Annotated in this window: 2 protein-coding genes and 1 pseudogene; 1 reads left to right on the top strand and 2 read right to left on the bottom strand. The window is 65.5% G+C overall.

The genetic code is table 11. The features are described 5' to 3' along the window. Positions 1-221: 221 nt before the first annotated feature. Entirely contained in the window at positions 222-902 is a 681-nt protein-coding gene (locus JGS39_RS31825; RefSeq protein WP_219573212.1) for a hypothetical protein, read from the bottom strand. After that, positions 902-7,060: an RHS repeat domain-containing protein gene (locus JGS39_RS31820; RefSeq protein ID WP_308120827.1), complete on the bottom strand. Its 6,159-nt coding sequence runs from the start codon at positions 7,058-7,060 to the stop codon at positions 902-904. The genes JGS39_RS31825 and JGS39_RS31820 overlap by 1 nt, the downstream gene beginning before the upstream one ends. An 862-nt stretch (positions 7,061-7,922) precedes the next feature. Between JGS39_RS31820 and JGS39_RS31815 the strand changes: the two are divergent. Further along, a pseudogene (locus tag JGS39_RS31815) lies at positions 7,923-9,515 on the top strand (VCBS repeat-containing protein); the annotation flags it as partial.

Below are 9,515 nucleotides of genomic sequence, written 5' to 3'. Positions count from 1 at the left end.
GAGTTCAATCTCAGTAACAGTGAATTCCTTTCCTGGATGCGCACGCGCATGCCAGCGCGAGGAACGGGTGGGTGAGCCATGCGGGCTCACCCACCCAGGTTGGGTTCCTCGATCAGCAGGCGCCGGCGTAGGCGCCTACGCCGGCGCTGCCGGAGCCGCGGAATCCTGTATTGAATGCCGCGTTGATCCCCATGTCGCCGTACGTGCTTCCCTAGTTTCCGTTATTCGGGGCGCAGCATTTCAGACAACGCCCGAAGATGCTGAGGATCACCCAGGTCAAGCGGTCGGAATCCGGATTCGGGCCAAACGGGCCGTCCTTCGATCCATGGAATGGCTATGGCTCCTGCAAGCAGACGTCCTGCAAGTGCGGCTTTGCCGACTGGTGAAGGAAGCTCCCTGAATCGATTGCGCAGCGGTCCATAACGGAGCGGCAGCATGCCCAATGGCTTGGCGTCGTCATCCTCTGCTTCATCGAAGAGGACGAGCCACGGAGTCTCTGAGGCGTAACTGTGCAGCAGGGTGTAGCGCATGCGCTGTCCCGGTAGCCGTGCCGCACGTGCCATCCGTACGGCTCGCCGACAGCCGACCCCGGTCATGCCGAGGACGATGGCAGTCAGGAGCGGCAAGGAATAGATCCAGAAGGGAACGCTGGCATGGGGGTGCTGGGCCTTGATGAGTAGGACTGCTCCGTTGAGAGCCAGCACGCCGAGGAGCAGCGGAAGGTGGGCCGCGCGCTGGAGCCCACGTACACGCCACCAAGCGACTCGTCGAACGTCTGCTTCGGGCCGAACGGCCGGCGTTTCCAACCCTCGGTAGGTTGCCTGGCTCAGCGCAGCATCAGCCAGCGCTGCGAATCTGAGCGAACCTGCGGTGGTATCCATTTGTGCCTTTGCCTCGTTCATTAGCAGTATCCGGGGTTAACCGCCGAAGGAACCGCACACGTCGCGAGTCCGAAGCCGCCACCACCTGCGAACTCAAACGAGCGCACCAAGGGGTCGCGCCGCTGTGCATGCCGACCATTTGGTCTGGCATGCCTACCGCTGCTCGTTCTCGCATGTCGCCCCATGGGCATGTGCTCTACGATTCGACCGGTTCTTGCTGCTGCCTGCCACAGCGCGCCGAACCCCGCGCCAACGCCAAGCCCAACTGCACCGTACTGCATATTTAGGCTGAAATTTTCTGAGGCGTAGTCGAGTCCGCCGGTTGAAAGGTCAGCCAGAGCCTTTGCTGTGATTACCGCTGCTACGGCAAGAGCGCATACTCCGAGTGATACGAAACATGCGGAGAATGCAGCCACGTCGGCTATGGTGCGCCAATTATCTCCAACCCAGTTTCCGACGGAAGAATTTTTGACACTGTCCCAAGCGCCCCCGATTCCGGACTTGATGCTGCCCCAGATGCTGTCCTTCTTTCGACGTTCTGCGTCGGCCTTGGCCTTGGCTGCCTTGATGGCTTGGGCGCGGTCTGCGGCCTGCTGCTTGGCGCGGGCTCTCGCGTGACCGTCGTCGATCATGTAGTGGGTGGGGTTGGCCTTGTACGCGGCGTACTTCTGGCGGGAAGGCTTGTCCTTCTTGGGTGTCTGGGTCCAGACGTACTTGCCGCTCTTGTACGTGTACTCAGCCGTGACGCCTCGGTCGTTGCCCCATTTGTAGTCGGCGGTTGTGCCGCCGTCGGTCGGGCCCAGAGGGCGCAGGCCGGAGGGGTCAGACTGGGTGACCGGGTTGTTGTGGGCGTAGGAGTAGGCGTTCATCTGGGCCGGGTCGTCGTGGTCGATGACGGGGTCGACGGAGAGGAAGCGGCCGAGGTTGGGGTCGTACTCGCGGGCGCCGAGGTGGGTGAGGCCGGTGGGGTCGGTGGTGCCGCCGACGAAGCCCTGGGTTCCGGGGAATGCGCTGCTGCCGGCGGAGCGGATCTTGCCGAAGGGGTCCTGTTTGCGGCGGGTGATGTCCAGGGTCGTGAGTGCGACCGCGGTCAGTGAGGTGCCCTGGTGGTCGGCGAAGAGGTAGGAGATTCCCTGGCCGGTGCGGACGGCGACGTTGTTGCCGTTGTGCTGGTAGTAGCGGGTGCCGGCTTTGGTGCCGGTGGTGGTCAGCGTGATCTCGTTGCCGTTCGGCAGGGTGAGGGTGCTGGTGCCGTCGCCGTTCTTGGCGAGCAGGCGGTTGCCGTCGGCGTCGTAGAGGTAGCTGGTGGTTTTGCCGCTCTCGGTGAGGGTGGCGAGGTGGCCTTCGGCGTCCCAGGTGAGGTCCTGGCTGCGGGTGCCGATGACGCGCTTGGTGGTGTTGCCGGTGTTGTCGTAGGTGAACGTGGACTTCTGGCCGTTGTTCGCGCCGCCGCTGACGGTGGCTTCCTGGACGGCGTGGGGCAGGCCGGTCTTGGCGGCGGGGTGGGTGTAGGTGGTGGTGGCGTCGGTGCCCGTCTGGGTCCCGGTGCCGTGCTCGACGAGCTTGGTGCGGTTGCCCAGGGCGTCGTAGCCGTAGGTCTGCCAGTACGTGTCCGGGCCGCCCACCGTCGTCGCCGAGGGTGCCGTCGAGCAGTCCGTCTTCGCCGTCCACGCCTCGGTCAGACGGCCGAGCGGGTCATTGCTGAAGCACTGGGTGTCGACGGTCCTGGCGGTGTCCTGGCCGCTGGCGGTGGTGATGCCGGTGACGTTGCCTGCCTGGTCGTAGTTGTAGGTGCTGTCGTCGATGCGCTGCGGCGCCAGGTCCCGGTCGGTGGTCTGCCGGGTCATGAGGCCGGTGAACTCGTCGTAGATCTGGGACTGGTAGACCTGCTTGCCCAGTACGCCGAACTCGGTGCGCGTGGGGCGGGAGAACACGTCGTAGAGCGTGTTGGAGACGAGTGTTGCGCCGGCTCGGCTGGTGCGGATCGGCAGGTCATCGCCGTTGTAGTTGACCGTCACTCGTTCCGAGGTGACGTCGCCGATCGCCGGGTTCATCGTCCAGTCGAGGAGCCCTGTTTCGGCGTTGTAGCCGTAGGTCCATCCGTAGCTGCCTGCCAGGCTGCCTGCGCCTGAGGGGATGGTGACGGTGGTGGAGGTGGGCTGGTAGCGGTCGGTGAATCCGCCGGTGGCGGTGGTGTAGGCCGCGCCGCCCGTGTAGCGGGTGCTGGAGGTCTGCTGGCCCTTGGCGAGCGTGTCGTAGGTCCACTTCGCCAGCGACGTGCTGCCCTGCTTCAGCTCGGTCTGCCGGCCGAGTTTGTCGTAGACCGTGGTCAGCGTGGTGCCGCGCTCGTCGGTGCTGCTGGTTGCCTGGCCGGCCTTGTCGTAGCCGGTGGTGACCAGGCCCTTGTCCGGGTCGTCGGCCTTGATCTGCTGGCCGCGGCCGTCGAAGGCGTAGGTCCACTCGTTGCCGGACGGGTCGGTGACCTTGGCCGGCTCGTCGTACTTGCCGTAGCTGTACGTCGTCTTCTGCGACGTGGTGCGCGCGGCGTTCGTGTATTCCAGGAGGTCCGTGGTGCGCCCGAGCGCGTCCACGATGGTGGTCGTGGCGGTGGCGCCTGACGGGGGGATGACGGTGGTGCGGTCGCCGTCAAAGGCGGTGGTGGTGCGCCACTGCTCGTCGCCGAGCTTGCGGGAGATGGCTGCGGTCACCCGGCCGAGCCCGTCGTAGACGTTCTCCACGGCGGCTGGGATCTGGTTGTCCGCGCCGGTCACCAGCGTGGCCGAGGGAGCACCGTCCGCGTAATAGGCGCCGTAGGTCTTCCAGGTGAAACCGCGGGTGTCGTACTTCTTCTCGGTGATGATCCGGTTGGCGGTGCCGACCGCGGGGGCCTGCGTCTCCCGCTCGCGCATCAGTCCGTCGTACAGCGTGTAGCCGGTCGCGTAACTGCCGTCGCGCTTCAGCACGTTGGTGGTGACGGCGTTCGGCTCGGTCTTGGAGATCTTGTAGCTGTACTGCTGTGAGGGCTGGTCCGCGTGGTCGGCCTTGGCCCATCCGGGAGACCACACCTTCAGTACGCGGCCGAGGCCGTCGTGCACGGCGTCGGTGCGCTTGCCGTTGGGGTCGATGTTGGCGGTGGCAACGCCTCGGGCCGGATCGTACTCGGTAGTGGTGATGTGGCCGAGCGCGTTGGTCTCGGTCTTCTTGGTCGCCGCCTCACCGGTGGCGGGGGTGTAGGCGGTGGTGGTGGCGGCGCCCAGGGCGTCGGTGCTGGTCAGCTCCCTGCCGTGGATGTCGTAGGTGTCGGTGGAGGTGGTCAGGTAGCCGGTGCCGGCCTCGTCCTGTTCCTCCAGCCTGGTGACGTCGCCCTTGGTGGGCGCGGTGTCCAGGGAGGTGGCGTTGTCGTAGTAGTGCCGCTCCACCGAGACCAGGTCTGCGGGCAGTGATGGGCTGGTGCCGCACGCCTTGGCGACCGTCCGGTTCTCCTTGATCAGGGTGAGGATGTTCAGCGTGGTGTTGCGGGCGTACGTGGTCGTGGTGCACTTCTCGTCGCCGGTCTTGGCGGTGTCGCCGAGTGCGGACTCCGAGGTGATCTGGCCGTAGCCGTCGAACTTCCGGTCGACCTGGGTGGAGCGCCAGCCGGTGCCGACCGCCGTACGGGTCTTCTCCGACGCGTTCCCGGTCGCATAGGCATGCAGCGTCGACAGACCGGTGCGGGCCTGGTCGGCGGTGGCGGCACTGTGCCAGGGCTGGTAGGCGGTGGTGGTGGTCAGCGAGCCGCCGTCCCCGTTGAATGTGGCTTCTTCGCGGGTCATACCGGCGAAGGCGGGGTGGTCTGCGACCTTGATGCCCTCGTGGTCGGCGACGTCGGCTCCGTCGATGCCACGGAAGTAGCGGTACTCCTTCAGGGTCTGCTCACCGTCGGCCGGGGCACCGGTACGGACCTGGACACGGCCGTAGCCCTTGCGGTCGCCGTAGGTGAGGTACTTGGACTTGGTGAACTCGTCCTCCGCCTTCCCCCAGGCCAGACCGTCCAGGTAGGTGTAGTCCGTCTCCTTCACCGGTGCGCCGGCGGTGTTGTCGGACTCCAGGACCTGGGTGACCACGTAGGTGTGGAACCAGTCCAGATACGGTTCGTAGTTCTCGGCCGGGGCGTCCGGAGGCGACCAGATGACCGGGTAACAGCGGCGGGTGTTGGTAGCCGGGGCCGGTACGTCACCGGCCTTGCAGTCCGCCGGGGAGTAGGTGACCCCGAGCGTTCCGCCCGTCTCCGTCTTGATGGCGTAGAGGCGGTAGCGGATCATCGGGGGCACCGGGTCGGGGTCACCGCCGGTGGTGGCGCCCTCGACGCGGTTGGCCAGCTTGACGCCGTAGGTGGCGACCGACGGCAGGGTGACGTCGCCGGTGCCCGTGTGCCCGGTGCGAGTGATCGATGCCAGCCACAGGGCGGGCGAGGTGCCGTCGCCGGTGGAGGGGAACTGCTGGGTCAGTGCCCAGCTGTCCACGGGCTTGAACGCCCCGCCGGTGGCGATCGAGGTGTCGATCTTCGTCAGGCGCTTGCGGGTCCAGAACGACGGCGAGAAGCGGCTCGTGCACTCGGTCCCGGAGGCGCAGTACTGGTCGAACGGTACGTCCGGCCAGTTCTTCGCGTTGGCGGAGTCGAAGGTGGTGCAGGTGCTCAGACAGCGCTCCGACACGGTGAAGTCGACTTTGGCCGCGGGGGCGTAGTAATTGGTGGTCCGAAGGCCGTACTCGATGCGCTTGAGGTAGCCGCCGCGGTCGTAGACAGTGGCGGTGGAGGCGCCGGTGGAGTCATTGACGTTGCGGCCGTAGTAGTTCGTTTCCTTGCCCCAGTAATAGGACATGGCATCGCCGTGCGGGTCGATGACCAGATCAAGATTCCACCGCCACGCCTGCTGGCACCAGGAGTCCTTGAACTCGGTGGCGTGGCAGGGCTCGCCGCTCTGGTTCCCGAACACCGGGACCGTCCAGGCCGAGTTGGTCTCATCCTTGGCGGACGTCCAGCCGGGCGCGTGGTTGTAGCCGAAGTAGTAGCGGGTGCCGTCCGGCGTCGTGATCCGCCAGTACTCCCCGTTGTCGTCGCCGTTGGCCAGTGCGGTGTTGGTGAACTTCTCGGCCTTGCTGCCGTCGTCACTTTCCAGGTGCCACTCGCCGGTGGTGTCGTCCTTGACCAGGGTGTTCGTCTGGCCGCCGAGGTTGAGGACGGCGTTGTCCTTCCTCCAGCACAGGTCGCCGACCTTGGCGGTGGTGTTGCTGCCGGATGTGTCGTCGGTGCAGGAGACGTACTGGCGCTCGATGTAGCCCGGCTCCATGGACCAGCCGTCGCCGATCCAGTTGGCCTGGTTGTTCGTCGCCGCGGTGCGGCCGTCAACCGCCTGCGAGGAGTACGACAGGCTCAGATCCGGCTCCACACCTCCGGATACCTCCGGGGTGTCGATGTCGTAGGCCCAGGAGAACCCGCCGTTGCTTCCACCGGCCGACCAGGAGCCCGACGGAGCGAGCGAGGTGGCCCCGAAGTCACCGGAGGAACCCGATGCAGCAGCCGTCGCGGCCAGCAGCACCGTGCCCCCATCAGCGGACAGACCAGTAACCGAGCGCTGACCGGAGAGGGCCTTGCTCACCGGCGCCGACGCTGCCTCATCAGCTGATGCCACATCGTCCGCAGGGTCTGCGGCAGGGAGCGCGACGGACGCTGTGAGCGTGCCGCCCTTGGTGTCGTTGGCCGTTTCCAGGGCCTTGCCGAGTCGGCAGCCCTTTGCCTCAGGTGTCACCAGGGCGCAGGACGGCAGCGGGCGCAGCACGAGACGAGCAGCCCAGTCGCCTCCGTACGCATGCCGGAAACCGGAGTAGTCGACCTTCACATCGACCGAGCCCTTCGCACCGGCAACGGGTTGGACGGCGAACAGCACGCCCTCGACGCCGAGCTTCCCGGCGGTCTTGCGGTCCAGCAACTGAACCTGCGCGCGTTCCGGCCCGGCAGTGGCGCTACGGCCCTTGTCAGGGGTGCGACCGATGCGTACCGCCGGTGAACCCGCGCTGACGGAACCAGACTTGGGGAGGGTCACCGTGCCCGTCCCGGGCTTCGGCCACGCTATCTCCGGTGCGGACTTCCAGGCGTTCTGCGCGGCCTGGTCAGGCTTTGCAATTTGATGCTTCGTCACATTCGACGTAGATACCGGGTCCGGTTTCCGAAGCTTCGAAAGACTCAGCTCCGCTGCAGCGGCCACTGGTCCCCCAAGCAGGCCCGCGAAGAGATACACCGCGAGAGACGCGGCGATCAGCCGCACTCTCGCGACACGTCTTCTGGCACCACGCCGAGAGAGGCGGGTACCCCCAGTCAGCAATCTGGACACAAATTCCCCCAACAGGAGAAGCGCAGGGTCGATTAACCCAGGGACGTTAACACCGGACCTCGGCTCCACGGTCGAATCGGTAGGCGTAAATGCAATTCCTTAACCAACCTGTAAGCGAAAATGATCAAGATGGGGCGAGACGGGTGCTTTGCGCCTTTTCGGTGTCGCTGCGGACGGAGCCAGATGCGCTCTTGACCTGCTGAAAGTGCCTCCATGAGGCAGCTACTCGCCACCTTGGTGGTCGTAACGCAAATACGCACTGTAATGGGATATTTAGGGTGCATTGGGGTATCGGATCTGCGTCCGGACGTCAGCTCATTGCCCTGTATGGTGCGCCGGAAAGATGTGTACGGTCCGAAAGGGAACCCAAGTGGAAAGTCCGCGAGAGAGAACGGGGCGTTCGGTGCCCCTGCGTATATCAATGGCAGCAGTGGCAGCTCTTGTTGTAGTGATGCCCGCCGTAACTGCCTTGCCCGCTATCGCCGATGAGAGTAATCCGGCCACATCGCCTACGAGCCTCGAGCGTAACTCCGAAGAAGATAGTGCTCTGAGTAGAGCCGTCAGCTCCGGTGAGCCAGCTGAATTGCTGTCCCGCAGGACCGAAACCACGCAGCTGTTCGCGAATCCTGACGGATCATTCACTCAGGACACCTACACGCTGCCGCAGTTCGTGCGGAAGTCCGGATCCCTCGTAGAGATCGACACGACCCTCAAGGCCAACAGCGACGGCTCCTACTCGCCGAAGGCCACGGAAGTGGGCGTGCAATTCTCCGGTGGTGGCAACGGACCACTCGCCACCGTCATGCGCGACGGCCGCAGCATGTCGTGGAGTTGGCCCAAGCCGCTGCCCAAGCCGACCGTGGACGGCGACTCCGTCACCTACGCAAACGTCCTGGAAGATGTCGACCTGAAGCTCAAGGCGGGCTCTGCCGGCTTCGGACAACTACTCGTGGTCAAGAGCGCCCTGGGCGCCGCAAACCCGGCACTGGCGGAGATCAAGCTCCCGCTGACCACCGACGGACTGACGGTGAACGCAGACGCGCACGGCAACATCCGTGCCGTCAACCCCGCCGGCCAGGAGGTCTTCACCGCCCCCACTCCGATGATGTGGGACAGCACGCAGCCGGTTGCCGCCCGCAGCAGCGAGCCCACAGCTCCGCCCCAGGCACACGAACTGGAGGCCCCCTACGGAGCACAGCAGGCCGCCATGGACGTCGAGATTGCCGACGGCTCCCTGTCGCTCACTCCGGACACGGACGTCCTCAAAGGCGCGGACACCACGTATCCCGTCTACATCGACCCGTCGGTCTCCGGCTCACGCGAAGCGTGGACCATCGCCTACAGCAGCTCGCCCAACACCGCCTACTACAACGGCAACGGCTGGGACGAAGGTGACGGCAACAAGACCACGAGCTCAGCACGTGTCGGCAACCCCGGCGACGGCACCTCGCGTTCCTTCTTCCGGATGGACTCGGACAACCTCTGGAGCACCAAGAAGGTGATCTCCAGTTCCACCTTCCGGATCAAGAACAGCTACTCCTACTCGTGCACCAAGCGTGAAGTGCAGGCGTGGCTGACCAGCACCATCACCTCGTCGAATACCTGGAACAACCAGCCGTCGTGGTCGAGGAAGCTGGACACCGTCTCCGACGCCAAGGGGTGGTCCTCGGCCTGCCCGGCCGGCAACCTCGCCTTCGACGTCACCGACGCAGCCAAGGACGCTGCCACTGGGCACTGGCACAACATCACCGTCGGCCTGCGCGCCACCACCGAAGGCGACGCGTACGCGTACAAGCGGTTCACCGCCAGCAGCGCCGTGCTCTCCACCACCTACAACACCACCCCCAACCCGCCCTCCGGCCTTGACACCATCCCCAGCACCAAGAACTCCGCCGGCTGCGGCGACACCGCCCCCTACGGGCTGATCGGCAACACCGACATCTACCTCACGGCGAAGGTCTCCGATCCCGACGGCGGCACCGTCAAGGCCCAGTTCAACCTCTGGCCCACCGGCCACCACCCCAACGACGACCCCAACGGCGTACTCGTCGTCAGCAAATGGGTTTCCGTCACCTCCGGCACCGTAGCCAAACTGAAGGTCACCAAAGCCGAGCTGACCCCCTACCTGTCCATGGGCAACGGCAACTTCTCCTGGAAGGCTCAGGCCGAGGACGGGACGCTCCAGTCCGACTGGGTTCCCGGCACCGGCAAGCCCGGCTGCAGGTTCGTCTTCGATCCCACCCGGCCCTCCACTCCGCCGACC

This window comes from Streptomyces poriferorum (genome assembly GCF_019399235.1).
Lineage (GTDB): Bacteria > Actinomycetota > Actinomycetes > Streptomycetales > Streptomycetaceae > Streptomyces > Streptomyces poriferorum.
The sequence above is the reverse complement of the archived record's forward strand: the minus strand, read 5'-3'. Positions and strand labels throughout refer to the sequence as shown.

Excerpts from the sequence above, each read along its gene's own strand:
- JGS39_RS31825 (WP_219573212.1), bottom strand. The coding sequence starts at position 902 with ATGAACGAGGCAAAGGCACAAATGGATACCACCGCAGGTTCGCTCAGA.